A 26,118-nucleotide genomic window follows, 5' to 3' on the forward strand; every position below is an offset into this window, starting at 1 on the left:
CCGTTGAAAAACTCGGGTTCGGGAGCGATCACGAACTGCGATTTGCCTGCGGGGGCGTTGCAGTTCACACCGCCCTCATCTTCAATCCATTGAGTAGGAGCTGGGCGAGCTTCCTAATATTTTAAGCTGCTGCGGCGAAAACTCCGCTCTGGCGCCGTTGGAACCGCGCAGGCGCAGCGGTCGAGTTCCAGGATGCGAGTGAGATGAACGAAGAGCATCTCGACCTTCTTCCGCTCTCGTCGCGAGACGACATAGGCGTCGGTTCGCGCGACGTCCCTGATAATGTCGCGGGCGCCCTCGTGGATCGAGTTGCGGGCCGGCGTATTGGGGCAGTTCTGCGGCTTCGGCGAGCAGGTCGCAGTCGAGCTTGCTGACGCGGTAGCGCATGAAGCCTTCAGGTTCGACGCCCTCGAGGTAGATGCTAAAGGGGCGACGATACTGGTGGAGCTCCTTCCCGCTAGGGCAGGTGTCGAAATCGTAGACGTAATCACAGGACACCAAATTCGTGATTGATATGGGTTTCGATATCATAGATCGAATAAAAATATATTGGACGCGGTCGAATTTTTCGACGAGATCGGCTGAACAAAAGTTGAGGCAACCAATGTTAAATAACAATGTATTGTGGCTCGCCGGCTCAGAGAATTAATGATGAATAATCCTCTCAGTGAAGAATATTTATTTGTACTAGAAGAAGAAATTAGACAAATAATCGATAATACGCCCGTATCTACTCGCAAGATGGTTGCGTCTATAGTGAAACAATCAGCTGATGATTCAAGCAAGCTTTTCTATCGTTCCTTGCTGAAAATATCACAGGCCCGATTTTACCTCGATCATGAGCTCGTGAGCCAGCGGTTGCAAACTGCCCTAACAAAGTGGGTGATTGATCTCTTCCATGGAGAAAGCGTAAAGGCAGCGCAGACCGTGCGCCGCCAGCTGGAAATTGGTTCAGCGCATGCGCGGATCCAGGTTCCGACGCTGTTGGTAATGCATGGGATGCGTGAGATCAAGCGAGGTATCCACGGCAGTCTCAAACATGCCCGGTTGCCGCGCGGAGAGATCGCGCAGGCGGTCAACTATGTGGGGATTCTGCTCGATGTCGCCCTGGGAGTGATGACGGCGGCCTCTATCCAAGGTGCGGAGCGAAGCGCGCGCTCTAGCGAAGCCCTGCGCCAGTTCTCAATAGGCCAAGATTTTCTGGCCGAACGCGAGCGCCAAAAGGCGGTTCTGGCGGACTGGGCGAAAGATGTATTCCTCGCGGTGCACATTCCAAGTGAACCGCAAGATAGGCTGCTTTTGGGTCAGTCGGAGTTCGGACTTTGGGTCTTACACAGAGCGAAATTGTTTTTTGAACAGTACTCCGAATACGCCTTGATCGCTGAAGGTGTCGTGACTGTGGACGGCCTCGTTGATCTTGCCTATGACAGCCACAGTCATGCAGACCGGCTGGCGCTGATGCAGAAAATCAAGCACCACATCGATCGAATCAACGCAATGCTGACCATACTGTTCGACCGATCTATCGAGATCGGGAGCACAAAGGATCCGCTGACTCAGCTTATAAATCGCCGCTTCCTTCGCACAGCAGTCTCCCGCGAAATTGCCCTGCAAAGCGTCTCACGCCGCCCATTCTCACTAATTATGATCGAGATTGACAACTTTGCGGAACTGCGGGCTCGGCTGGGCGAGTCAGGCGCCGACCTCGTCGTACAAAAGACGGCGGCCATATTGTTCAACTCGGTGCGGTCGAGCGACTCGGTGTTCAGCATGGGCCGCGAGACATTCCTCATCATCCGCGTCGAAACAAATGCCCGAGAAGCTGCGGCCTTTTCACACGAACTCGTGCAGGGCTACGCCGCAACTCATTTCGAGATCAACGGCCAGTCCACTCTTAACAATTCGCTCAGTACTGGGGTGACGGAGTATGACGGGCACCCCGATCCACGCCATCTGATTGACCGAGCCGCGCTCGCGCTGCGCAATGCGAGGAGCGCTCGCGCCGAGAAAAAGGTGGGATCAGCTTAACGGAAGCCCCCGGCATGCCATGGAGTACCGTTTCCATTGGGTGGGATGGTGCTAGGAAGCGTCTGCAGTCGATCACGCCACATTAAGGGCTTATGACTCGACGCGGACCATCTTCAGGAAGTTGAGAACAGCCGGGTCCTCCACATCGCGTCGGAAGACAATCTCGGTGCCGACCTGAATGGTGTTACCCAAAATGGGCCTGTAGACCACATGCTCGCCGATGCTGATGGAACTGACCGACGATGGCACGATGGCCACGCCCAGGCCTGCGCCGACGAGGCTGATGAGCGAAAATCCGCTGCGCGCCTCATGGGCGACGCGCGGCGCAAATCCGAGCGTCAACTGCACCAATGAGCGATCCTGCTCGACGTCCGACCCGACATAGAGGATGAAGGGTTCATCGGCGAGCGCCTCACGCGGAATCCGGCTGAGCCGCGCGAGGGGATGGTCGACCGGAAGCGCGATGCGCAGCGGCCATTCCATCAGCCGGATCGCATCGAGTTCCTGCGGCAGCTTCCAGGCAGGGCTCCCGATAAAGCTGGCAAGGAAGCCGATCTGGAGCCTGCCTTCCAGCAATTGGGCGACTTGAGTGCTCGGGTGGAGTTCATGCAGCCCAAGCTCGACGTCGGGCATTTGGCGCCGGTACTCCCGCAGGGTTTTTGAAAGCACCCCGGAATAGGAAACATCGGCGGAGTAGCCGATTTCGATGCGGCCAATCTCGCCCCGCCCTGCCCGGCGGGCCACGACCGCTGCATGCTGTGCCTGTTCAAGGGTGCGACGGGCCTCCCGGAGGAACAACCGGCCAGCCTCCGTCAGGGTCACCACTCGGTTGGTCCGGTTGAGGAGTTGGACCCCCAGCATCTCCTCCAGGGCCTTGATCTGGATGCTCAGCGCGGGCTGCGCGATATGGAGCCGCTCTGCGGCCCGGCCAAAATGCAGCTCTTCGGCCGTTGCGACGAAGTACCGGAGATGACGCAGGTCCATCGATGTATAGCCTGTCTGTCCTTATGGCGCGTGATCAAACGCGGACCCCATGAGGCCGCTTCGTCCTCAAGGCAGAGCCGATCCTAACGCGGATTCTCAGCTCAGCAGCGACATGGACGCCTGAGATTGATATCTTTATTCAATCATAGGACGAATAACAATATATTGGACCGCATAGCGCGACGTGACTATCCCACCCCCTGACACTGGCTTTCAGCCATGAGAGGGGCATGTGATGGAACACCGTCGTCGATGGCGGAAATCGGCCTGCTGCACGGCGTTGATTGCCGTGTCGGGCCTGTCAGCCTGTCAGGAAAAGACCAGCGGCCCGCAAAACCCGCCGACCGCAGTGCAGGTCGAGGCGGCGGCGCTGTCGGATTACGCGCCGACCATTCGTCTGACGGGCGAGGTTCGCCCACGGGTCGAGAGCGAGCTGTCGTTCCGGGTGGCAGGCCGCATCGCCGAACGCCTGGTTAATGTCGGCGACCACGTAACCGCCGACCAGGTGCTGGCCAGGCTCGATCCGCAGCAGCAGCGGGCGACGGTGACCTCCGCAGATGCTGCAATCCTTTCCGCCGAGGCCGTGCTGCGCCAGGCGACCTCCAGCTATGAGCGCCAGAAGGCATTGCTTGCCCGAGGCTTCACGACCCAGCGCGAACACGATCAGGCTCAAGAAGCCTATCGGACGGCCCAGGCCTCGCTCGCCGATGCGCAAGCTCAGCTCGGAACCGCCCGCGACCGTCTGTCCGACACGGTGCTGCGGGCTGGCGTTGCCGGCGTCATCACGGCCCGCAACGTCGAGACCGGGCAAGTCGTGCAAGCGGCGCAGGCCGTGTTCTCGATCGCCCAGGACGGGCCGCGTGATGCCGTGTTCAATGTCAACGAGTCGATCTTCACGCACGAACTCGCCGATCCCGCCATCGCGCTGACGCTCCTGTCTGACCCCGCCGTGACGGCAACGGGTGCTGTGCGGGAGGTCTCGCCGACCGTCGACAGGGTCACGAGCACCGTCAGAGTCAAGGTCGGCCTCGCGCAGTCGCCCGCAGCGATGACACTCGGCGCCTCCGTCATCGGCGAGGGCCGGATGCAGCCCCGCAAGCTCGTGGTGGTGCCATGGAGTGCGCTGTCCAGCGCAAGCGGCCAGCCGGCCGTCTGGACCGTCGATCCCGGGACGAAAGCGGTGTCGCTGAAGCCGATCTCCATCGAAGGCTATGAAACCGGGAAGGTTTTCGTGCGGGAGGGGCTCCAGCCCGGCGAGTTGGTCGCGACCGGTGGGGCGCAGTTCCTGCGGCCCAGCCAGGTTGTCGCGCTTGCCAAAGGAGCAGCCCGGTGAAACCTGTCCTGATATCCCTGACCGTTCTGGGGGCGGCCGCTCTGCTTGCGGGCTGCAACGAAGAGCAGCACGCAAAGGCGCCGTCCCCGCGGCCCGTTATCTCCGTCGTCGCGACGCCGCAGACAGCGCGGAGCTGGGGCTTCGCCGGAACCGTCGAGCCTCGTTACACATCCGACATCGGCTTCCAGGTGCTCGGGCGCATCGTGAGCCGTGACGTCAATGTCGGCGACGTCGTCAAGCAGGGGGATCGCCTGGCGAGGCTCGATCCCGTCGCTTATGAGCTTGCGGTGCGGTCGGCCCAGGCCGACCTGGCCAGCGCCAGCGCCCGTCTCGACAACGCGGACGCGACAGAGGCACGGCAGCGCAAGCTGCTCTCGCAGGATATTTCCAACCAGGCGCAGTTCGACGCCGCTACACAGGTCCTCGAATCCGCGAAGGCCGCCGTCACCCGCGCCAGAGCGGATCTCGACAAGGCGCGGGAACAGCTCGGTTACACCGAGCTACGGGCCGACTTCGACGGCGTCGTCATCACGGTTGAGGCGGAACTCGGGCAGGTGGTCCAGCCGGGCCAGACGGTCGTTTCCGTGGCCCGTCCCGATATCCGCGAGGCGGTCGTCGACCTGCCCGAGAGCATCGGGCGGGATCTCAAGGCGCAGATGCGCTTCGACATCGCCCTGCAAGTCGATCCGTCAGTCAAAACCACCGGATCGGTGCGGGAGATCGCCCCGCAAGCCGATCCCGCAACGCGCACGCGGCGGGTCAGGATAACACTCGACAACCCTGCGAGGAGCTTTCGCCTCGGAACGACGATTAACGCAACGGTCACGCAACAGGTGTCTCCGGGAATCGAACTGCCGCCCACCGCCCTGCTTGAGCGGGACGGAAAGACCATGGTCTGGGTCGTCGATCCCGCCACCAGGACGGTGTCGATCCAGGAGGTGACGCTTACCGCGCGGGACCGATCCGTCGTCCGGATCCTCGACGGGCTCACCGCCGGGACGCGCGTGGTCACCGCCGGTGTGAACAGCCTGACCCCTGGCCAAACAGTCAAAATTCCAGACGGGGCATTCCAATGACAAACCGTTTCAACCTGTCCGACTGGGCGCTCGAGCATCGCTCCCTCGTCTGGTACTTCATGATCGTCTCGGCCATCGCGGGCATGCTCGCCTATGTCAGTCTCGGGCGCGAGGAGGATCCGTCGTTCACCATCAAGACGATGGTGATCGCCGCCCAGTGGCCCGGCGCCACGGTCGAGGACACCGCCCGCCAAGTCAGCGACCGCATCGAGAAGAAGCTCGAAGAGCTCGACTCGCTCGACTACACCCGCAGCCAGACGACGCCTGGCCAGAGCGTGATCTATGTCAACCTGAAGGACACGGTCAAAAGCCGCGACGTACCGGGTGTCTGGGTCAAGGTCCGCAACATGATCAACGACATCAAGCGGGAGCTGCCGCAGGGTGTCGTCGGTCCCGTCTTCAACGACGATTTCGGCGACGTTTTCGGCAATGTCTACGCCTTCACCGCGGACGGTCTGACGCAGCGGCAGTTGCGCGACTATGTCGAGGATGTGCGGGCCAAGGTTCTCACGGTACCGAATGTCGGCAAGGTCAATCTGATCGGCGCCCAGGACGAGGTGATCTTCCTCGAATTCTCGACGCGCGAGATGGCCGCCCTCGGCGTCAGCCAGCAGGAGGTCGTCCGGACGCTCCAGGCGCAGAACGCGATCACGCCCTCGGGCGTCATCGAGGCCGGTCGTGAGCGCATCAGCGTTCGGGTCTCCGGACAGTTCACGTCGGAGGAGGATCTGCGCGGCCTCAACCTGCGCGTCAACGACCGCTTCTTCCGCCTGAGCGACATCGCCACCATCAGCCGCGGTCATGTCGATCCGCCGCAGGCTCTCTTCCGGTTCAAGGGTCAGCCGGCGATCGCCCTCGCCATCGGCATGAAGACTGGCGCCAACCTGCTCGAGTTTGGCGAGGCGCTGAAGGAGCAGATGACCAAGATCACTGGCGAATTGCCCATTGGCGTCGGCGTGCACCTCGTGGCCGACCAGCCCGTCGTGGTCGAGGAGGCTGTTGGCGGCTTCACCAAGGCGCTGTTCGAGGCCGTGGCGATCGTGCTGGTGGTCAGCTTCATCAGCCTCGGCATGCGGGCCGGCCTGGTGGTGGCCATCACCATCCCGCTCGTGCTCGCGATGACATTCGTGGTCATGCAGTATACCGGCATCTCTCTCCAGCGGATCTCGCTTGGCGCCCTCATCATCGCGCTTGGCCTGCTGGTCGATGACGCGATGATCGCCGTCGAGATGATGGTGGCGCGGTTGGAGGCTGGCGACACGCTGCGCAAGGCAGCGACCGCCGTCTATACCTCCACCGCCTTCCCCATGCTCACCGGCACGCTCGTGACCGTCGCGAGCTTCATCCCCGTCGGCCTGAACAGCAGCAATGCGGGCGAGTACACCTTCACGCTGTTTGTCGTCATCGCGGTCTCGCTGCTGCTGTCGTGGATCGTCGCGGTGCTGTTTGCGCCCCTGCTCGGCGTGACGCTGCTTCCCAAGACGATGAAGAAGCATCACGACAAGCCAAGCCGGCTTTCGACGATGTTCTCGCGTGTCCTGTTCGGCGCCATGCGCTGGCGCTGGCTGACCATCGGCGTGACGGTCGCGCTGTTTGTGGTCTCGCTCTACGGGATGCGGTTTGTCGAGCAGCAGTTCTTTCCGTCCTCGGACCGCAGCGAACTCCTCGTCGACTTTACCCTGCAGCAGAACGCCTCGATCACCGACACCAGGGCGCAGATGGACCGCTTCGAGGCCAAGCTCGCCGGTGATGCCGACATCGACCACTGGTCGTCCTATGTCGGCCAGGGCGCCGTTCGCTTCATCCTGTCCTTCGACCCGCAGCCGTCGAACCCCAACTACGGGCAGATGGTCATCGTGACCAAGAACATCGCAGCCCGTGAGCGCCTCAGGGCCAAGATCAAGACCTGGACCCGGGAGGAGTTCGCCGGCCTGGATGTGTATGTCGACCTTCTGGCAGTCGGGCCGCCGGCCGGCCGGCCGGTGCAGTACCGGCTGAGCGGGCCCGACATCCACAAGGTGAGGGAACTGTCGCAGCAACTCGCCGCTATCGTCGGCGAGCATCCCCGGGTCAGCGATCTCGGCTTCAACTGGAACGAGCCTGCCCGAGTGGTCAAGATCGACGTGCTGCAGGACAAGGCCCGCCAACTCGGCGTCACCTCGCAGGACATCGCCGGCGTCCTCAACAGCGTGGTGGGCGGCACGAGCATCACCCAGGTGCGCGACGCGATCTACCTTGTCGACGTCGTGAGCCGGGCCAGCGCCGCCGAGCGGGGCACCATCGAGACACTGCAAAACCTGCAGTTGCCTGGCAAAAGCGGCCAGTCCGTCCCGCTCGCGGCGGTCGCGACCTTCCGTTACGAACTCGAACAGCCGGTGATCTGGCGCCGTAGCCGACTGCCGACCGTCACGATCCGGGGCAGCATCGTCGATGCGACGCAGCCCGCGACGATCGTCCGGCAACTCGAACCAAAGGTCCAGGCGTTCGTCCGGGCGCTGCCGGCCGGCTACGCGGCGGTCGTCGCGGGCCCTGTGGAGGAAAGCGCCAAGTCCCAGGGACCGATCGCGGCCGTGGTCCCGCTGATGCTGTTCCTCATGGCGACGATCCTGATGATCCAGATGCAGAGCTTCTCGCGCTTGTTTTTGGTGGTGGCGGCGGCTCCGCTCGGGCTGATCGGCGTGGTGGCGGCAATGCTGCCCAGCGGCGCGCCGATGGGCTTCGTCGCCATACTGGGCGTGCTGGCGCTGATCGGCATCCTGATCCGTAACTCGGTGATCCTCGTGGTGCAGATCGAGGATCTGCGGCGGGATGGCAAGGCGCCGTGGGAGGCGGTGTTCGAGGCCACCATGCACCGCACGCGGCCGATCATTCTGACGGCGGCCGCGGCGAGCCTGGCGCTGATCCCGATTTCCCACGAAGTGTTCTGGGGCCCCATGGCCTACGCCATGATGGGCGGCATCATCGTCGGCACGCTGCTGACCCTGCTGTTCCTGCCGGCGCTCTATGTGGCCTGGTTCCGCATCGAGGCTCCCGCGCAGCCTGCTGAACCGCTGCCGGCAAGGCCGGCGCACGAGCCGGCCTGAGGCCGCGCCGCCCCAATTGCTCGGCGTACCGGACCGGAGCTTCGCCCCGCATCCGATCTCGCGAACGCCGAGCATCGCCCCGGTCGCAGTGCGCCCCCGCCGCGACCGGGGCCCCTTCCATGGCCTCTAAATAGGACCAAAAGCCCATGCCTAACGACAACCCTCGAGGGGGTGACCGGCCCAGCCTTGATCTCAGGACGACGCTGACAAGACAGCGGATCCTGGAGGGCGCGCGCCAGGTGTTCCTGCTCAATGGCTTCAGGGGCGCTAGCATCGACCAGATCGCGGCGGAAGCCGCCGTCTCGAAGGGGTCGCTTCATCACCATTTCGGTAGAAAGGAAGACCTGTTCAAATCGCTGATCGCCGAGGAAGCAGCGAGGATCGCGCAGGCCTTGCCATCCCTTGATCCTTGTGAGCCAGACCCCTGTTCCGCCTTGCGCCAGATGGGGGGCGCCGCGATCGAAACCTTAAATCATCCGACCACCGCGGCCACCTTGCGTCTGATCATCGGCGCGCTCGGGATCTTTCCGCGACTAGGCGAAGAATTCCTGAGGGCCAGTCTCGGCCCCACCATGGAGCAGATCGCGACCTATCTCGAACGCCAGGCGGCTTCCGGGACAATCGGGATCGACAATGGCCGTGTCGCGGCGGAGGAGTTCGCGCGGCAATGCCTTACGCAAGTCATCGAGCGCCTTCTGGTGCCCGGACAAGCTTCGTTGACGGATGCCGAATGCACAGCGTTGGCCGGGGATATTCTCCGCAACTGCGGCGTCCGCTGGCGGCAGGACCCTAGCGGACAGGACAGCGCAAAACTGCTTCCCCGCGGCGAGCGTCAAGCGCGATGACGACGTCCCTGCTGCTCACCCTGACCATCTTGATCGCAGGCTGCACGACGTGCCTGGCTTTCTCCCACCACCCGGACGCCTTCCTTCGGACCGGCAGCCGGCGCACACGCACTCATGACGGATCGCAATCATGGACATCAACCCGCAGTGGATCACCCTGGTCGTGGCCTGCACGGCGATGATCGCTTCGGTCGCAGGCCCGTTCGTCAACACGCGGATCGCCAACATCCAGTTCAAGGCCAACGTGCTGTCGGTCAACCGCCAGAAATGGATCGAGACGATGCGCGACCTGGTGGCCACCCTCAGCTCACAGTTTCTGGCCGTAGGGATCATCCGCCAAACCGTGGACGAGCCGACCGCCGCCGTCATCGCGCGGGACCCCGAGCTGTTCAAGCGTGTCGAAAATCTGCTGCTGACCGTTTCCAAGATCGAGCTGATGCTGAACCCGCTGGAGCAGGACCATCAGCAGCTCAATGCCCTGATGAAGACTGGCATAGACCAGCTCCGCTCGCCGCCGCCCGGATATGGCATCGAGGGCCGCATAGAGGTCATCAACGATGGCATCACCCAAATCGCGCAGGCGATCCTCAAGCGGGAATGGGTGCGGGTCAAACGGGGCGAATGAAAACCGTGCCCGCTGCGGTCAACGAATATTAACCGCGTTAATATATCTTATTCTTATCACACGGCCGTACGGAGCCGTTTCGGGGGTAGGCATGACGGCATCCGATCAACTCGGCAGGCGTTTGGCGTTCATCAAGTTCGACGACACAGCCAAGCAGCACATCCGCGACGCTAACGAGGCCCTGACCGCGGCGCTGCCGGGCGCTCTGGATGCCTTCTATGCCCAGGTGAAGACCTTCTCCGAAACCAGTCCCTTTTTCAGGGACCCAGCGCATATGGATGGCGCCAAACAGGCACAGATCGGCCATTGGAGCCGCATCGCCAAGGGTCAGTTCGATCAGGACTATGTCGACGCGGTCAGCGCAGTCGGCCGGGTCCATGCCCGCATCGGCCTGGAGCCGCGTTGGTATATCGGTGGCTACGCGTTGATCCTCGATGAGGTCATCAAGCGTGTGCTCGAAGAGCGCTGGCCGAAGAATCGCTTTGGCGGCAAGGTTGCCGGCGCGGCCGAGCGAGGCGCGGAGATCGGCGCCATCGTCAAGGCGGCGCTGCTCGACATGGACTATGCCATCTCGGTCTATCTCCAGGCCTCCGAGACCGCTCGCATCGCGGCAGAGTCTGCAGCCCGCGCGATCGAGGAGGCCAAGGCCGCCGAGCGCGAGAAGGCGATCAGCTATGTCAGCCTCGGCCTCGAAGCCTTGTCGAAGGGCGACCTGACGCACCGCATGGCCGCCGACATGCCCGCCGAATACGCCGCAATCCGCGATCACTTCAACGGCGCGATGGAACACCTGCGCGAAATGGTCTCGACGATCAAGACAACCTCGGCTGCGATCGCAGCCTCCTCGCAGGAGATCAATGCCGGAGCCGAAGATCTATCGTCCCGCACCGAGCAGCAGGCTGCGGCGCTTGAAGAGAGCGCGGCGACCACCGAAGAGCTCGCCGCATCGGTCAAGACCTCGGCGCAGGCCTCGCGCCAATCCGTCGCGCTCGCCGACGAGGCGACGACCGTCGCGCGCACTGGCGGCACCATCATCAAGGATGCGATCGACGCCATGGCGCGCATCGAAAGCGCATCGACGCGGATCTCCGAGATCACCTCGGTGATCGATGGCATCGCCTTCCAGACCAACCTGCTCGCGCTGAATGCCGCGGTCGAGGCGGCCCGTGCCGGCGACGCCGGACGTGGCTTCGCCGTCGTCGCCGCCGAGGTGCGCGCTCTCGCCCAACGCTCGGCCGCCGCCGCGAAAGACATCACCGGGCTCACCGCCTCCTCCGACGCGGAGGTGACGGAGGGCGTCAAGCTCGTGCGCCTGGCCGGCGATACGCTGCAGAAGATCGTTGAGGCCTCGGCCCGGGTCTCTTCGACCATCGAGGAGATCGCCGCCGCCTCCGGCGAACAGGCCAACGGTATCCAGGAAATGAGCCAGACGGTCGCCCATATGGACGAAATGACCCAGCAGAATGCGGCGCTTTCCGAGCAGAGCGCGGCATCCGCCAAACTCCTGCTCGATCAGATCTCGCAGCTCAACCGGCTCGTCGCGGCCTTCCGCACTGATGACGAACGCCATGTCGCTCGGACGCAGCGCCGGGCGGCCTGAGCAGACCCAAGATCGAACATGTGCGCAAGGCGTTATCCCGCCTCCGTAAAGCGCGGGCCGGGATGACGCGATCGAGGCCGCGAGGGCATTTCGTCTGGCTGCCGCCAGGTTGAACTCTGCTCATCTTTCCTGCCCACTCGCGCTCCGATGTCATGGTAGCTGGTGCGATGGCTCGGCTGGCATTGGCGCGGCCTCGACACCGATCGAGCTGTCATCGGAACCCGACGAGGCTCGCTGCGCCTCCGACTGTTTGTGCCGTTCCTGCCGCGACGATCCCTAACTGGTCGCTAATGCCGATCTTACTCTCCACGCTCGCGTGCCCAGCGATGAGGCGCTCGCCGAGCAACCGGACGACCTCGGGGCGCTCCGCAAATTTGCCGTGATTGAGCGGGTCGCCGCCCTGGAGCGCCGTCAGGTCAAGGACCGTCACGCCTGCCTTCTCCAGTTCGGACCTGTACGGCTCGGCAGCCGGGTTGATCTGGCCGAGCCGGTCGACAGCACCGCCGATGAGGCGCGACATATCGAGGGCCTTGTCGTCCTGCGATAGGAACAGCGTGAGCTGTGGACGATGCGGCCCCTGTTCCAGCCACTGCTTGCGAAAGACCTGAACATCGATATCCGGCGACGCCAGAATGACGTTCCTGATCGTGGGGGCCACACGGCCGTCGCGGATCGCCATTTGCCGCAGGGCCTCGACAACCAGCCAGCTTCCCATCGAGTGCGCCATGATCGTGATTTCGCCGACCATGGGATCCCGCGCGGCTTGCCGCAGAACCTCCTCAAGCTGCGTCCGGGAGTAGTTCGTGCTTTCCCTGTCATAGGCGTAGTCGAGGATGTTGCCCCGAGAAGGCCAGGTGAACAGTATTGGCGCGACGTCGGCGCGGGAATCGTGCACGATCTGGGCGAAGCGGTACACGGCATCTTCGTAGCGATTGTTGAATCCGTGCACGAAGATCAGGACACGACGACTGCGCGGCAGGTGCTGCTTAACCCATCCGCGGATTTCGCCGGGGCTGGACAAGGCCTTGACCCTTGTCGTCGCGAAATCCGTTGCAGGATTCGGCGGCAGTTGCTTCGGCCATTGCACTTGCCCGACCTGGCGGTTTTCCGATGGGGGAATCGAAACCGTGAGTTCGGTCGACTGCAACACATCACCCCGCTCTCCTGAGAACAACACTGCGCGATCCGAGCTTGGCGCCCGCGTCGTCGCGACGAGAAGGTTGACTCGCGAGGTCCCTGGAACCGTTACCTCGACCGGCGTCAGGACGCCTTGGGGCAGGCCTGCACACCCCAGCAAGCCCAGGCAGAGTGGAAGGACGGCGGCGACAAGTCGGGGTTGGCGCAGGATGCGACGGATTCTCGACGACCTTGATGCAATCATGGGTATTCATTGCCTGCTTCGACCGATCCGATACCGCGACCGCTTTGCATGACGCGGATATTGGCGGTCATACGCTCGCCGAAACCTCCTTTCAGGTCCAATATATTGTACTGTGCTTAATAATATCGAGGATATATAGATAGCTGGAGGGGCGGGCAGTGCTGCTATGATGCTGACCGATCTCGAGGCATTCTCAGTCAACGAGTGGGGCGGAATTTTGCCTGGTCTCCTCCTGCGAACTGGAACCAGCGTCCGATGCGCGCCTGAGCTTTGGTGAGGCCGATCTCAGCCTCGACTAGATGCCGTAATGGGCCGGCGCTTCGAATAGCCATGTTGGGTGGCTGTCCCTCAGAATGATGGCGTCTGAAACGAGGTCCGAGCGATCGGCCTCAAGCATCATGAGAGGAACAGCCGTGGAGCACTATGCGGAAATCGATATCTCTCTGAAAGAGAGCAGCGTGTGCGTGGTCGATGGGACGGGAAATAACAACGGCCATCGAGGCTGTCTCACGGGGGTCTTTTCGGCGGCTCGTTTCGCTGATTCCATGTGCGCGAGGAGGATTCGCGCCATGGCTGCTGCGGTGAAGCTTCGAACGGACTACTCGGCCCTCGACCTGCGTCGGCTTGCGGCGGGGTCGAGGCACGCCAACCAGAGCCGCCGGCTTCTGTCGCTGGCGGCGGTTCTCGACGGTATGGATCAGGAGCAGGCCGCGCGGATCGGCGGCATGGATCGCCAGACGCTGCGCGACTGGGTTCACCGGTTCAACGAAGGCGGGCCCGACGGGCTGAAGGACATTCGCTCCAAGGGACATCCGCCTCGGCTCTCGATCGATCAACTCGCCGCCTTGGCGAGCATCGTCGAGATCGGCCCCGACCGGGCAGTCGATGGCGTGGTGTGCTGGCGGCGCATCGATCTGCAGAAGGTCGTCCGCGAGCGCTTCGGCGTCGATTATCACGAGCGCACGATCGGGAAGCTTCTGAAGCAGATCAGCTCGTCGACGCGCTATTGGGCCGGATTTGAGCTAACAGCTCGTTTGAAAGCTTCCCTGGCGGCCTGATTGGCGCGATCGAATGTGGCACGCGTCTCGGCCAAGGCAGAGTTAAGCGCAGCCCACGACTCGGTTCCCGCGTGGGCGAGTTCTTGCAGCTTTTTTTCGGCAGTGGCCGCGTCGGTTTTCATCCGAGAAACGGTAGCATCTATTTCGCGCCGCCGCTCGACGGCGAATTCTTTCGAGGCCGCATTGAGCTTGTCAGCGGTTTCCCGCCAGGAACTCAGTTGGGCTGTGACCTGGCTTTGGAACACTTCCTGTTCCTGCTCGACGCTCTTGCTGAATGTCTCGAGGTACACTTTTGTCTTGGCCTCGAAGCTTTTCCAATCGGCTTCCAACCGCTCCTTGGCGCGCTCGATGGCGGCCTCGCCTATCTGGGCTTCTTTCTTGACGGCGGCCTCGAATTCATCCCGTTTCTTCTTCATCCCGGTCATGAATTCATCTGCCTTGACGCGCGTCTCAGCCTGCAGTTGCGCAGATTTGTTTTCAAGAGACGCCAAGGTGGCATCCATCTCGTCGATCCGCTCCTTAGCCCAACTGAGAAAAAAGTGGGCACTGCTCGTTTGCGTGGCCATGATCTGTCCTTTCGAATCCAACTTTCGGCGTTCAGTACCCGCATATTGCCGGTCCAGCGCCCGGCGTTCTGTTCGATTTCGAACACCGCGCCGGACAAAGGACGCCGGCGTGTTGACTTGGATCAACGAAGGGACTGCCAGGGGCGTCTATTCTCGTCATAAGCTGATCGAGCGCCACTGATCAGCCGGTCCCGTGGAACCTTCGACGTATTGGAGGTGGACAGCGGCAGGGGCCTGTAGGGCATCTCTTCCAGGTGGGGACCCTGCGCACTGTGACCTTGTGGTCAGCCTGTTGAAGGTGAGCCGGCATGAACGTGACTTCTGATGTTGCGCCCCCCACCACCGACGACCTTAGAGGCATCAACAATCGCCTTCTGCTTGCACTACCACCCGCGACGCTGGACCGGATTCTCCAGGTTTCAGAACCTGTGAGTCTCGTCCGGGGCCAGCGAATTGACTGTGCCGATCAACCGATCAGGAATATCCACTTCATCAATCGAGGTTTGGTTTGTATTACAAAGACTCTCGCGGACGGTCGGACAGTCGAGATTGGCGCCATCGGCATCGATGGCGTCGCAAATTTGCTTCCATTTATGGGTATTAAAAAGACGATTTTAGATGTTGTTGTGCAAATTCCAGGAACGGCTCTTCGCATGAGATGCGATGCTGTGAGCCGCGAATTGGAGAATGACAATACCTTTCGCCAGGTGGTGCAAAACTACGTGCGCTTCGCGCTGAGCGAACTTTCCCGGCACATCGCCTGCAATCGGTTGCACCATATCGAGCAACGCTGCTGCCGTTGGTTGTTGATCGCGCACGACAACGCCCTGTCAGACGAATTTCCAGTGACGCATGAATTCCTTGCAATGATGCTCGGCTACCAGCGGGCAGGTGTATCGATCGCCATGGGCTCGCTCGTGAAGGCCGGATTGATCGATCACAAGCGAGGGACAGCGATCATCATCAATCGATCTGGACTCGAAGCTGCGGCCTGCGATTGTTACCGCGAGATGCAGAATGAACTCGATGATTTCCTCCCGTCAGTCAGAACGGCGCGAGTGTTCGGATTCAAACAGAACAAAACGGCCAGCCGACGCTAGCCTTGCGCTTCTCCAGGCGGAAGAGGCGCGTCGCTCGTAGCCATTTCCGACAGGTCGGCTGAGGGAGGCGTACTCGGTACGCCCCACAAAGAGGGTGCCATGAAAACTTCTCATCTGCTTCTGCTGAGCGCCACGCTTTTAATAACGCCTCTGGATACGCAGGCGCAGGTGGGCGCGCCCGCCGGCGGCAGCGGAGTGACGGTACGCAGCAGCGTTCACGTTTCAATCGACTGGGCGAAGTCGCGTCTCGACGAGATGGACGCCACTTTGGCGTCGCTAGAGAAGAAGATCGGCGATGTGAGCGCGGAGAGCCGGGCCAAGGCTGAGCGTGCCATCGCGGAAATGCGGGAGCAGCGCGAGGCGCTGAAGCAAGTCATCGACGCAAAAAGGCAAGCGAGCGAAGCCGATTGGCAACAGGCGAAGGCGACGGTCGAGGCCCGCTGGACTGCGTTCGATGCCGCCGTCCAGACGTGGGTGGAGGCAACCGGCGAGCGTGTTGCGGAACAGAATGCGGTGTTCGTTGCTCGTGCCGAGGCCCAGCTCAAGGCCTGGCAGGACGTGATCGGCAAACTTGAGGCTTCGGCGAAAGGTGCCACAGCGGAGCGGAAGCGAGAAATCGACTCCGCAGTAGCTACCATTCGCGCCGATGCGGAAGCAACGAAGGCCAAATTCGAAGCGTTGAAGCAGGCACGAAGGGAATCGTGGGCTGCCCTGACCAGGGCACTCGCCGAGTCGCGTGCTGCCTTCGATCGCGCCAACCAGACCGCAGCCGAGGCATTCAAGCGCGCGACCGACTGAGGAGAAACCATCATCCTGTGGACCCTGCCGAGCGTGGATACCCCGAAATCCGACTTGCAGAATGGGAGTTTCCGATGAATTCCTCGAACCCGACACCGGGCGACGTGCAGCACACGCTCAATGAGACGATGCGAACATATTGGGGCATGTTCATGGTCCAGGGCGTTACGACGATGATTCTCGGTGTACTTGCCATTTTATGGCCTCAAATCTCCACCGTGGCCGCCGACATTTATATCGGCTGGCTGTTTTTATTCAGCGGAATGGTGGGATTTGTCATGATGTTCTGGGCACCGAGCATCCCCGGGTTTCCCGGGTCACTGCTCACCGCGGCGCTCTCGCTGATCGTCGGCATCCTGCTTGTCTGGCACCCGGTCGAGGGTGTCATCTCGCTTACGCTCGCGCTGATCGCCTTCTTCATCGTCGAAGGTATCTTTCAGATCGCGGCCGCGATCCGGTATCGCGATGCGTGCCCCGAGTCATGGGGATGGATGGTGATGAGTGGCATCGCCGATCTGGCCCTGGCGGGGGCCATCATCAGCGGATGGCCAGGTACCGCGAGTTGGGCCCTCGGACTGATCGTGGGTGTAAACCTCCTCACCTCAGGCCTCGCGATCACGATGGCCGCACTGGCGGGGCGCGGCTTCGCCAAGACACTGGCAAGCGCGGCGCGCTGACGAAATTCCTGGATCTTTAAGCAGCGGGATCGTGTCGAGGCCGAGCGCCTCGTTGCCGGGATCAAGCGAACCGACGCGCCTGGACGGATGCCGTGGCCAAGATCGCGGGCCAGGATCGCGCCGGCTACCGCCCTCGCCATGGTGCCTCAACGGCGCACCGCGCGAGCCCCATGCCGGGGCAGCGATGCAGGGGAACGCCCTGGAGCGAGAGATGCGCTGACAGGGATGTGCCGCAACTGTTCGGAATCAAACAGTGCGGAGGCATGCTTAGCGATAGATGAGCACGGGCTGAGACGCGGCGCCAGATCGCTTACTGCGCCAACCCTGGCGTAAGAGCGACGAAACAGGAGAGTCCTCGATGAACAAGATGCTGGTTGCAGTATTCGATACCGAGACCGCGGCATTCGAGGGTCTTAACGCCCTCAGAGACCTCCATGGGAACGGCGATATCACACTGTATGCATCGTCCGTCATCGTCAAAGACCAGGCGGGAAAAATCAGCATCAGGCAGGCCGCCGATGAAGGTCCTGTCGGTACCTCGGTTGGGCTTCTCACAGGCGGCTTGATCGGTCTTCTGGGCGGGCCGGGGGGGCTGGCAGTCGGCGCCACCCTTGGTGGCCTCACCGGCTTTTTGTTCGATCTCGACCAAAGCGGCATCGGCGTGACGTTTCTGGATGATGTTTCGAAAACGCTCACGGATGGAAAGGTGGCCCTGCTGGCGGAAGTGGAGGAGAGCTGGACAACACCTGTCGATACCCGGTTGCACGCCAAGGGCGGTATTATATTCCGGCGGCTGCGTTCGGAGGTCGTCGAAGATCAGATTGTCCGCGAAAACGCCGCCTTCGAAGCGGACTTGAAAGCGCTGCAGACTGATCTAACGCAGGCAGTTGCAGAAGATCGGGCAGCGATTCAGAATGATATTGAGCGGGTGAAGAAGCACATCAAAGCGAACCAAGACCACGCCCGGGCGAGGCTGGATCAGGCTAAAGCCGAGATCGACGCCAGGGTTAAGGCGCTCCAAGATCAAGCCAAAGGCGCGAGCGATCGCGCCAAAGCGCGGATCGAGAAGCGCATTGCCGACGCCAATGCCGATTTCGAAGCGCGCACGAACAAACTCAAGCAGGCGTGGACTCTGGCGAAGGAAGGACTGGCTGCGTAGTCACCACAAGCGGTGGCTTCACTACTATGGTACCCGCGAGGTCATCATCGGCCGTTCGATGCGTGCAAACTGCGCATCGAACGTCTGTGGCACCATGGATCAGTCGAAACAGACGACTCTGGAAAGAGGCGAAGCCGTCAGCATCCGCGACGGCTTTCCTCTTTGCAGCCGCCGCCGCCATAGTCCTCATCTGCCGCCTTGCGCGAGCGTCATAAATTCGGGACGGACTTTAAGGCAGGCCGAAGGGTCGACGCAGGCCAGTCTCATCGATCGTAAGACGGCGCTCGATCAGCCCGCGTCATCGCCTTGTGTGTCAGATTTATTCTAACTTTCGTAAGCAAATTTTGACTTTTGGCAGGAAGGTTCACACGATCCTCACGGAGGCTCAAACCCAACCACGCTGTCGGCAACCGACCGTGCCCAAGCCGTATCAGCGCATTTTCCAGCAATCGCACGGCTTTCAGCACGCGAGTGGTGGCCGACTCCAACTGCCCATGCCGCCGCCGGATCTGGCCATCGTTCATGAATTCCTGAGCATCGTCGGCGTAATCGATCACATTTGCTTTCTCGCGATACCGCGTTGACTCCTCGAACAACTTATCGCGGATGGCGTCGGCGCTTGCGTGCCGGCGCGGATCGGCCTGGCGCTGACGGCAAAGCGCGTCGAGCCGCTCGCGTTCAACGACGATACGCGCATCATGGCAATGTCGGCTCATGCCGACATAAACCTCGCGCGCATCGGTCGCTTTTGCGACGTAGAGAACGCTTGCAGAACAAGTCCGTCCCTGGGCCGCGTATGCTGTGCCTGCGATCGCGTGAACAATGCGCGGGAGGGTGGGCTTGCGGCCAAAGCGCGGTTCGCGCGCGAGCTCATTCCAAGGCAGCATGAGCTTTCGCCCATCCTGAAGCGAGAGCCTCAAAATGACCAGTCCATCGTGATCGCGCATCACACCGTCGACCGTCGCCTGATGACCGTTGCGGATGCCATGCTGCGGTAGTGTTTCGCCAAAACGCAAATGGTCCCCGATGGCCAGTGCGAGTTTCGTCTTCTCTCCCGACCGATTGAGCGCCGGGAGCTCTACGAGGTCGATCCCGAGCTTACCCTCTGCGCGCAACGCTTTTCGGGCTTTCTGATTCAATGCCACGGCGTCGTCGTTGCGGCCGGTGATGATGATGACGTCGTCGCCGTACTGGGCGCGTAGGCTCTGCCATTGTTCGATCACTCGGTCCTGCGCAGCCTGAGCACCCGAGACGAGGTCGAGACGATCGTTCATCGCATAAGCGCGCAGGCCGGTTTCGGAATCGCCTTGCGCCATCGCGACCGTAGCGGCGCGCTGCCAATCGACCCGCTGGCGTTTGACCTCGGTCATGATGGCAGAGCGCTCGATCACATTCGATACGGCGCGAAGCGCGCTGGCGCCGCTTACAGACGGGAGCTGCCGGCGATCGCCAAGCAACAGCACTTTTGTCCCGGCCTCCTGCGCCGCAGTCAGGATCGCCGCCATGTCGCGGGTTCCGACCATCCCGGCTTCGTCGACGATCAGCAGCGACGACGGGCTAAGCTGCGGCGCTACACCCGAAGCGCGATCATAACGCCACCGCGCGATGGCCTGTGCAGGGATACCCGTTGACTCGGCCAGCGCATCGGCCGCAACCCAGGATGGCGCCAGCCCCACAATTTCGAGGCCAGACCGCCGCGCAGCTTCAACCACAACATTGGCCATGGTGGTCTTGCCAGTACCCGCGCCAGCCTCGACGATCGTGACACCGTCTCGCCCGGTTAGCTCGCGGGCAGCGTCCTGCTGCTCCACGGTCAGATTCGGCGCCAGCGCCAGGCTGGTGTTTATTGCCTCTGATGTAATCCACTCACGCTCGTCGGGCCGGCTCGCCGCACGCAGCATCGCGGCCTCACTCTGAGCGATAGCGGGAGTGGTCCACCGCATCGAGCGCTCCTCGGAGCCGAGCGCGACCAGCGTGCCATCGCGCTCCAGCACATCAAGTTCGGCCATGACGATATCCGGCCCTTGCCCGTCGAGGCTCGCAACCTCGAACGCCCGCTGCAGCAGCGTCCTACGCTCGATCACGCTCTCATGGCTAAACAACTCCGACGCTGCCCTCGCTACCGCGCCGTCGCCTTTGACCTCTGGCGGATCAAAATCGCGATCCTCCCGGTCGACCGCGTGTTCAGTCTCACGGACTGGCCTCATGGCATCGCGCCAGGGGTCCGCAGCAAGCGCAGCGAGCTCCTGTTGCCAGCGGGCCTCCAGCTCAGCTCCTGTCGGCACCTGGTCCTTGCCCTTGCGGGTTGCAAGGGCTGCGATCTCACGCTGCGCGGACGTTGCGTTCGGTCCGGCATAGTCCACGATTTGGGCCGAGCGCTTCGAGAATGCGGCCAGCACCTTCGGATCGACGCCTTCGATCTCCCACTGTCCCTGCCCAGCTTCGCGGAAGGTGAATCCGTACGCTTGCTTCAACTCCCGGGCGAGACTAGCTCTATAGTTAGCGCCCAGCGTGCGCTGCCATGCAAAGACGGCGGCCGGATCCGTCGTCAGATGTTTTGTGCGATATCGGCCAGATCTCGGCTCTTTTGCTGAGCCGGCTACGTTCAAGAGGACGCAATGTGAGTGCAGATTTGGGTCCCCCTCCCGGGTGGTGAAGTGCTCAAATTTGGCGACGATCATGTCGCTTGGTTGATGTTTGACAGTGCCGCCGGCGCCCGAGCGCACGACCACGAGACCCTCGTCGAGCATCAGCTGTAGCGCTTCATCGATAGCCTTGCGATGGGCAGCTTCGATGACGGCACGCTGCTGGCTATTGCCGGCAGCCCACAAGACGGAAACGCTTTTCCCAACGGTGCCCGTGAGATCAATTCCTGCAACATGCGTCGGCCCAGCCCCGCGCACGAGCGGCTGGCCCGTGGCCGGATCGATTCCGGCGCAGAGGTCGCGGAAGCTCTGGGCATCGATCGCTGCGCCATGGCGCACGATGCTCTCTCCGGTTGACCACCATATGCCGGCGCCGTCCTTGGCGTAGTACTCGTCGCGCCGATCGGGCCTGGCCTCCCGCAGGCTGTCCTTCGTGTAGTAGTTGGCGGCATCCCCACCATGACCGATAGGGTTCGGCTTGATCGTCATGTTGAGACGGTGAGCGGCCGGTAACGGCAGATATCGGCTTTCTCGGCATTCTCGGTGATGGCATGGATCACGCCCAAAAACTTGGCCAGATCGATCAGCGCCTCATCGACCTGGTCGATCCGTTCGATTGCGACCCGATGGCGGATCGCAACCTCAAGCTGCTGCGCTATGCAGTCGGCGGCCAGGCTCTCGGGCGTCCAGCCGCGCTGAGACGCGGCCTTGCGCAACAGGCTGGCGACGTCCGCAGGGAGCGTGATCATCATCGAAACAGGCTCGGCGCTGGCCATGGCGAGAGAATCCTGACACGAAAGGGTCGGCATAGGACCTGAGATCACGGGGCCCCAAAAACAAGCCGTTCCCAGCGGCGATCGGACAGCTTGGTTACCAAAAGCACTCTCAGTGCGTGTGGTGTGATAACCCCAATATTGTTGTCTTCCTGTTGCCCTTGATGCTGCCCCTTGCAGCCCTGTGTTGCCCTTTGCAGCCCCCGCAGGACGTGCTCGCGAACGGGCTGCCATGGCTCCATCGGCTCGCCAGCAACGGCTCCCGCGATTATCGGGGAGGGCTACGCACGTATGGGTCCGTCTGGGCATAGCCCCGCCCATGGAGCCAGAGCCTCGTTCTCAAGACACCGCCGCGCTGAAGTGTGGCAAGTTTGGTGTTTGCCGGGATTTTCATTTGCGAACGCCAGCCTTCGGGCATTACGAAGTTTATCTCTTCGCTTTCGCGAAGGATGTGGGCGGTCGCGGTCGTCCACCATCCGGCCACGCCGAATGCGATGAACAGGACAGAAAGCGCTGTGCCCCTGACGAACGTCGCCTCGTCAAGGCGGCCCAGCCAGGACACCAACGACAACGATGACAATTTCCTTGGCAGGCGCAGCCTCTTAAGCGGAAGCTGCGCCTGGACTGCTCGCCGCAGCCTGGTCCGATCGCTTGGTATGAGATCGACATCATTGATGTGAGCCAGTCGTTCGCGGGGGGCGAGCTGCATCAGCTCTTTCAGACGCGACCGGCTCGCCAGCTCAAGCCGGCGATCGGCGGCTTTTGCATCAGCCCTCGCGCGGGCGACCCGTTGGGCCGGCCCTCTCGGTCTTTTGGGGGTGATCATGAGGTCAACCCACCAGCCATGTGGCCGCAGGCAGGACAGTTTCCATCGCATCAGCACGCAAGCGCGTCAGGTCGCTGTGAACCCGGCTGCCGAGCGCCACCCCATGCCGATCGATGAGCTTGGCGACGTCGAGCTTACGGATTGAGGCAAGGCCACCGGCTTGCAAGACGGCGACAGCGTGATCTTCCATCACATGCTCGGCCAATACCGTGACCGTTGCTCCATCGGCGATCTTTGCGATCGTTTTGGCCTCCACCTCGCCGCGCAGGCGGTTCTCGATCAAGAACCGTGTCGCCGCCAGCGGCTTTGCCAGCATCATCAATCGCGGTGCTTCGGCCAGTGCGCCCGGTTCCGAGGTGACGAGCACCACGACGCCGATCTGGATCTTCAAGGCCGTCAAGGCGTCAGCCAGAGAACCAAGAACGCTCATGAACGAGGCAGAGGTGTTGGCGCCGACGTCGATGATCGTCGGTCTGGTCGCCCTCTGCATCGCGGTGATGACGCCGTCGAACTCCGCGCGGGCCGCTCTGCCGCCGGAGAGGTCGATCGCCGCACGATCGGCGCGCATGGGAAAAAAGGTGACACGGTCTTTCAGCTCGATCAGGCGTTGGCTCGCATCGACCTCGATGACGGGCGCGTCCGGCACGGCTTCGGCGAGCGCTCGTGTCACGAGGCTCTTGCCGACGCCGCCCTTATCTTGAACGACGAGCAAAATGCGGGTCATGGCTTATCCTCTTTCAATAGGCTGTCGAGCGAAGCCAGCTGCTGTCGCCGAAGATCGTCTTCGGTCGGCAGTGCCGATAAAACTGGTGCGCTGCGTGGCGCGGCGAGGTCTGCGGCAAGTGTCAGGCGCGGGCCGCCGGTGTTGGGCAGGTCGGGTCGGGTCGCACGTTGAGCCAACTTCGCCTCCCGGCGGCGCTGCTGGCGACGCACGCTGGCGATGAGGCCGGTGAGCTGTCGGCCAGTCAGAGCGGCGCCGCTGCCATGGCGCACGTTCTGTGCTGCAAGGGTTGCGGCGATCTCGACCCAGCTGGCGCCAGCGGCATGCAGCGACTCCAACTTGGCCAGATTGTCTCGCACGATGGCCATAGCGCCTGTGGCTGACCGCCCGTTCGGGCCGACGCCAGGTGGGCGATCACGGCGAAGACAGGCCAGGTCACGCGATAGCCGAGCCAAATCGAGCTTCGGCATTGGCTATCCTTTCGCCTGCCCGACGGGCTCAACGAAATGCAGCAAGCCTGCAAACCTGGGGTCGTCGAATGCCAGCGTCTTGTCGAGCAGGAACGGATTGCTTGTTACGCGGCGCTTGTTGACGAAGGCGATGGTCTTCTCCAGCGTCAGCTCCGCGAGAGAACTGGCCGGGACCAGATCAATCGCAATGGATTGCGAGCTTGTGGTCGGCTTGGTCGTCGAACCCCCTGTTGTCGTCGAGTCGATCAACCCCGAATATGTCCCCAGCGCCTTCGACCAATGCGCTGCCTCGTCGGGATTGGCCCGTGTCAGGTTGAACAGCGTGACCACTTCGGCAGTGTCGATAAAGATGTCGGCTCCCGACTTTCCGTAAGCCTCGACGAGCTGTTGGCGGCTTTGCCAGAACGTCCAGATGCTGGCGCCATAGCCGGGCAACTCGCCAGCGCCTTTCAGGAGCGCCGCGAACCGGCCAAGGACGAACGCTTCGTCGATTACGATGAGGATCCGTTCGACTGGCCGCTTGCGCCGGATGCTTGAAAAGAGGTCCGACAGGAGCCAGCGCACATAGGGCGCGACAATGTCGCCCCGATCGTCGGCCGGCAGGACAACAAACAGATCGGTCTGGCCTGAGCTGAGATCGGCAATGTCGAATGTATGATCGACTGCCGCCTGCATCCGCTCGTCCAGCGTCCACTGAAAAGCCTGCTGAGTGGTCGAAACGATATTTCCGCGGGTCCTATCGTCGCTGCTGTTGAGCGTTGACATCGCATCTCGCGACAAATCATCGGTGCGTCCCTCAAGCGCTTTGCGAAATGCATTCTCGTCGCGGATCAGTCGCGCCGCGACGATCGGATTATGGCGATTGTCGATGATGGCCACCGCGAGGGCCGCCGCGATCAGCGCGCTGGCGCGGTCGCGGAAAAACGCGCTGGCGGCGCTGTCGCCTGCCGTGTCGGGGAGAAGCGCTCTGCCCATGGCCAGAAGATAGGTGACGTCGCCAGCTTCCTTGTGAAGCAGGGGGTTCCACCGGTCGCTCCCTTCGACGAGTCCGAAGGGGTCGAGGCAGCGAACGGTCTGGCCGAGCATTTCGCGGTGCGCCTTGGCCGCGCGATAGGCGTCACCCTTCGGGTCGATGACGACGACAGGGCCGCCGAAGGCCCCAGGCTCCGCCAGCGCAAGGTTTGGCAAGACGAGACCGTTCGTCTTGCCCATCCGCGGCGGTGCGATCGTCAAGAGGTTTCCCTCAACCGCGATGCGCACGGCTTTGCCTGAGTTCGGATCGAGCCCGATCTCGACACCGCGGTTGAGCCGAGCCAGCGCCTGCGGGGAGGCCCATTTCGCGTCCCCGAATGGCTTGTTGGGGTCACGCCGCAACATCAGCGGCGCGATGGCAACCGTTACGGCACCGTAGATACAAGGCAGTACAACCCAGCCGAGAGCCCACCAACGACCACCGGCAGGCAGCATAGGAGCTTGCCCAATAGCCATGGCACCGTAGAGTTTCGCGATCGCGCCGAATTGACCGTTCAGCAATCTAGCTAGATAACTCGCGGGCGTCAGAGCGTTTGATGGGAATTCTCCCGTAAGCGTCCTCGCGCTTGGCCACCCGTCAGGATCGAAGCCGTGCGTGGCGACGAAGCTGACGGGATATGCGATCAGCAGTGCGAAGAACGCGATGAGCGCGATGCGAACGGCACGAGCCGGCAGATCGGGACGGATCATCATCGAGGTTACGCGCCCGGCATGCGCGTAGCCCGCTGGCCGCGCTGCAAAAAGTGGCGGCGTTCGGCCCAGGCCTCGGTCAACGCCGCACGCAGTTCCTCCCGTTGATCGTTGACGTAGCGATCAATTACCGTCGAATCCGTGCCCGTGAACGCATTACGAAACGCCGCGATGAAGTAGTTTATCCGCTCGGCATCGGGCATTTGATCGATGTTAGCGATGATGTCGTTTGTTCTCGCTGCCCAAGCGGCATCGAAAATCTCTTGCGCATCGTCTCTTTTGAGATCTGGGGTCAGGATGGCGACTTGCGCTGTCAACGTCTCGTACGCGAACTCGACTGCCTTGGCAGCGATTGTGGCGATCGGCATCGTTAAGCGTGGCACCAGAGCGTGCTGCAGCAGGAGCACGATGCCGTCGCGGTCGAATGCAGCCCGCTGCTTTCCAGAAAGCGGCGTCAGATCGTTGACTGCGAGGAATTCCGCATCAGGATTGAGGGTTTCGATTACCAAAGCATCGGGAATATCATGCTGTTCCTTTAAATTGACTACGAAATATTCGTATCCGAATTCTTTATTTAAATCCTGATTGACAAGGATGACGTTGCGATGATCGCCTGCTTCTGTCGGCATTGAAAGCCTCTCTGATAAA

Annotated in this window: 19 protein-coding genes and 4 pseudogenes; 13 read left to right on the forward strand and 10 right to left on the reverse strand. The window is 62.0% G+C overall.

The window, feature by feature from the left end:
• Positions 1 to 121: 121 nt before the first annotated feature.
• Positions 122 to 402: pseudogene (locus IP69_RS22405) on the reverse strand (IS5/IS1182 family transposase); the annotation flags it as partial.
• Between the two features lie 249 nt (positions 403 to 651).
• Between IP69_RS22405 and IP69_RS13620 the strand changes: the two are divergent.
• Entirely contained in the window at positions 652 to 2,028 is a 1,377-nt protein-coding gene (locus IP69_RS13620; protein WP_197279871.1) for a GGDEF domain-containing protein, read from the forward strand.
• Between the two features lie 90 nt (positions 2,029 to 2,118).
• Here IP69_RS13620 and IP69_RS13625 read toward each other — a convergent pair whose 3' ends face one another.
• Positions 2,119 to 3,012 (reverse strand): LysR substrate-binding domain-containing protein, encoded by an 894-nt coding sequence (locus IP69_RS13625; protein ID WP_054143368.1) that lies wholly within the window; start codon positions 3,010 to 3,012, stop codon positions 2,119 to 2,121.
• A 289-nt stretch (positions 3,013 to 3,301) separates the two neighbouring features.
• On the opposite strand from IP69_RS13625, the gene IP69_RS13630 reads away from it, so the two are divergent.
• The 6 genes from IP69_RS13630 (at position 3,302) to IP69_RS13655 (ending at position 11,574) form a co-directional block, all read left to right on the forward strand.
• On the forward strand, positions 3,302 to 4,345 hold the full coding sequence (locus IP69_RS13630) for an efflux RND transporter periplasmic adaptor subunit (protein ID WP_248306831.1): 1,044 nt from the start codon (positions 3,302 to 3,304) through the stop codon (positions 4,343 to 4,345).
• The gene (locus tag IP69_RS13635) at positions 4,342 to 5,421 is read left to right on the forward strand and encodes an efflux RND transporter periplasmic adaptor subunit (protein ID WP_054143370.1); all 1,080 of its coding nucleotides are present in this window, start codon (positions 4,342 to 4,344) and stop codon (positions 5,419 to 5,421) included. The genes IP69_RS13630 and IP69_RS13635 overlap by 4 nt, the downstream gene beginning before the upstream one ends.
• Positions 5,418 to 8,504 (forward strand): efflux RND transporter permease subunit, encoded by a 3,087-nt coding sequence (locus IP69_RS13640; RefSeq protein WP_054143371.1) that lies wholly within the window; start codon positions 5,418 to 5,420, stop codon positions 8,502 to 8,504. The genes IP69_RS13635 and IP69_RS13640 overlap by 4 nt, the downstream gene beginning before the upstream one ends.
• Positions 8,505 to 8,650: 146 nt before the next feature.
• Positions 8,651 to 9,349, forward strand: coding sequence for a TetR/AcrR family transcriptional regulator (locus tag IP69_RS13645; RefSeq protein WP_054143372.1), 699 nt, complete (start codon positions 8,651 to 8,653; stop codon positions 9,347 to 9,349).
• Between the two features lie 130 nt (positions 9,350 to 9,479).
• The gene (locus tag IP69_RS13650) at positions 9,480 to 9,974 is read left to right on the forward strand and encodes a hypothetical protein (RefSeq protein WP_054143373.1); all 495 of its coding nucleotides are present in this window, start codon (positions 9,480 to 9,482) and stop codon (positions 9,972 to 9,974) included.
• A 91-nt stretch (positions 9,975 to 10,065) separates the two neighbouring features.
• Positions 10,066 to 11,574 carry a globin-coupled sensor protein gene (locus tag IP69_RS13655; protein ID WP_054143374.1) on the forward strand — a complete coding sequence of 503 codons (1,509 nt, stop codon included), beginning with the start codon at positions 10,066 to 10,068 and terminating at the stop codon, positions 11,572 to 11,574.
• 229 nt (positions 11,575 to 11,803) lie between these two features.
• Here IP69_RS13655 and IP69_RS13660 read toward each other — a convergent pair.
• Positions 11,804 to 12,955, reverse strand: a pseudogene (locus tag IP69_RS13660) (alpha/beta hydrolase); the annotation flags it as partial.
• 569 nt (positions 12,956 to 13,524) lie between these two features.
• On the opposite strand from IP69_RS13660, the pseudogene IP69_RS13665 reads away from it, so the two are divergent.
• Positions 13,525 to 13,944, forward strand: a pseudogene (locus IP69_RS13665) (helix-turn-helix domain-containing protein); the annotation flags it as partial.
• A gap of 14 nt (positions 13,945 to 13,958) precedes the next feature.
• Here the strand turns inward: IP69_RS13665 and IP69_RS13670 are convergent.
• Entirely contained in the window at positions 13,959 to 14,579 is a 621-nt protein-coding gene (locus tag IP69_RS13670) for a hypothetical protein (RefSeq protein WP_054143377.1), read from the reverse strand.
• 308 nt (positions 14,580 to 14,887) lie between these two features.
• On the opposite strand from IP69_RS13670, the gene IP69_RS21460 reads away from it, so the two are divergent.
• From IP69_RS21460 to IP69_RS22410, 5 genes and pseudogenes are all read left to right on the forward strand, one after another.
• Positions 14,888 to 15,679 carry a Crp/Fnr family transcriptional regulator gene (locus IP69_RS21460; protein ID WP_082359307.1) on the forward strand — a complete coding sequence of 264 codons (792 nt, stop codon included), beginning with the start codon at positions 14,888 to 14,890 and terminating at the stop codon, positions 15,677 to 15,679.
• Between the two features lie 99 nt (positions 15,680 to 15,778).
• Positions 15,779 to 16,477 carry a hypothetical protein gene (locus IP69_RS13680; protein WP_054143379.1) on the forward strand — a complete coding sequence of 233 codons (699 nt, stop codon included), beginning with the start codon at positions 15,779 to 15,781 and terminating at the stop codon, positions 16,475 to 16,477.
• 74 nt (positions 16,478 to 16,551) lie between these two features.
• Positions 16,552 to 17,154 (forward strand): HdeD family acid-resistance protein, encoded by a 603-nt coding sequence (locus IP69_RS13685; RefSeq protein WP_054143380.1) that lies wholly within the window; start codon positions 16,552 to 16,554, stop codon positions 17,152 to 17,154.
• A 358-nt stretch (positions 17,155 to 17,512) separates the two neighbouring features.
• On the forward strand, positions 17,513 to 18,313 hold the full coding sequence (locus tag IP69_RS13690) for a DUF1269 domain-containing protein (protein ID WP_082359308.1): 801 nt from the start codon (positions 17,513 to 17,515) through the stop codon (positions 18,311 to 18,313).
• Positions 18,314 to 18,408: 95 nt separating this feature from the next.
• A pseudogene (locus tag IP69_RS22410) lies at positions 18,409 to 18,528 on the forward strand (IS5/IS1182 family transposase); the annotation flags it as partial.
• A 48-nt stretch (positions 18,529 to 18,576) separates the two neighbouring features.
• Here the strand turns inward: IP69_RS22410 and mobF are convergent.
• The 6 genes from mobF to IP69_RS13725 form a co-directional block, all read right to left on the reverse strand.
• Positions 18,577 to 21,447, reverse strand: coding sequence for a MobF family relaxase (mobF, locus tag IP69_RS13695; protein ID WP_054143382.1), 2,871 nt, complete (start codon positions 21,445 to 21,447; stop codon positions 18,577 to 18,579).
• Positions 21,444 to 21,734: a hypothetical protein gene (locus IP69_RS13700; RefSeq protein ID WP_054143383.1), complete on the reverse strand. Its 291-nt coding sequence runs from the start codon at positions 21,732 to 21,734 to the stop codon at positions 21,444 to 21,446. Before IP69_RS13700 ends, mobF begins: the two co-directional genes overlap by 4 nt.
• Before the next feature lie 827 nt (positions 21,735 to 22,561).
• Positions 22,562 to 23,281 (reverse strand): hypothetical protein, encoded by a 720-nt coding sequence (locus IP69_RS13710; RefSeq protein ID WP_054143385.1) that lies wholly within the window; start codon positions 23,279 to 23,281, stop codon positions 22,562 to 22,564.
• Positions 23,278 to 23,748, reverse strand: a complete 471-nt coding sequence (locus IP69_RS13715; protein WP_156323452.1) for a hypothetical protein — start codon at positions 23,746 to 23,748, stop codon at positions 23,278 to 23,280. The genes IP69_RS13710 and IP69_RS13715 overlap by 4 nt, the downstream gene beginning before the upstream one ends.
• A gap of 3 nt (positions 23,749 to 23,751) precedes the next feature.
• Positions 23,752 to 25,473, reverse strand: coding sequence for a type IV secretory system conjugative DNA transfer family protein (locus IP69_RS13720; RefSeq protein WP_248306832.1), 1,722 nt, complete (start codon positions 25,471 to 25,473; stop codon positions 23,752 to 23,754).
• Between the two features lie 5 nt (positions 25,474 to 25,478).
• Positions 25,479 to 26,099 (reverse strand): hypothetical protein, encoded by a 621-nt coding sequence (locus tag IP69_RS13725; RefSeq protein ID WP_054143388.1) that lies wholly within the window; start codon positions 26,097 to 26,099, stop codon positions 25,479 to 25,481.
• Positions 26,100 to 26,118: the final 19 nt, after the last annotated feature.

Origin of the sequence: Allobosea sp. AAP35 (assembly GCF_001295925.1) — a bacterium.
Lineage (GTDB): Bacteria > Pseudomonadota > Alphaproteobacteria > Rhizobiales > Beijerinckiaceae > Allobosea.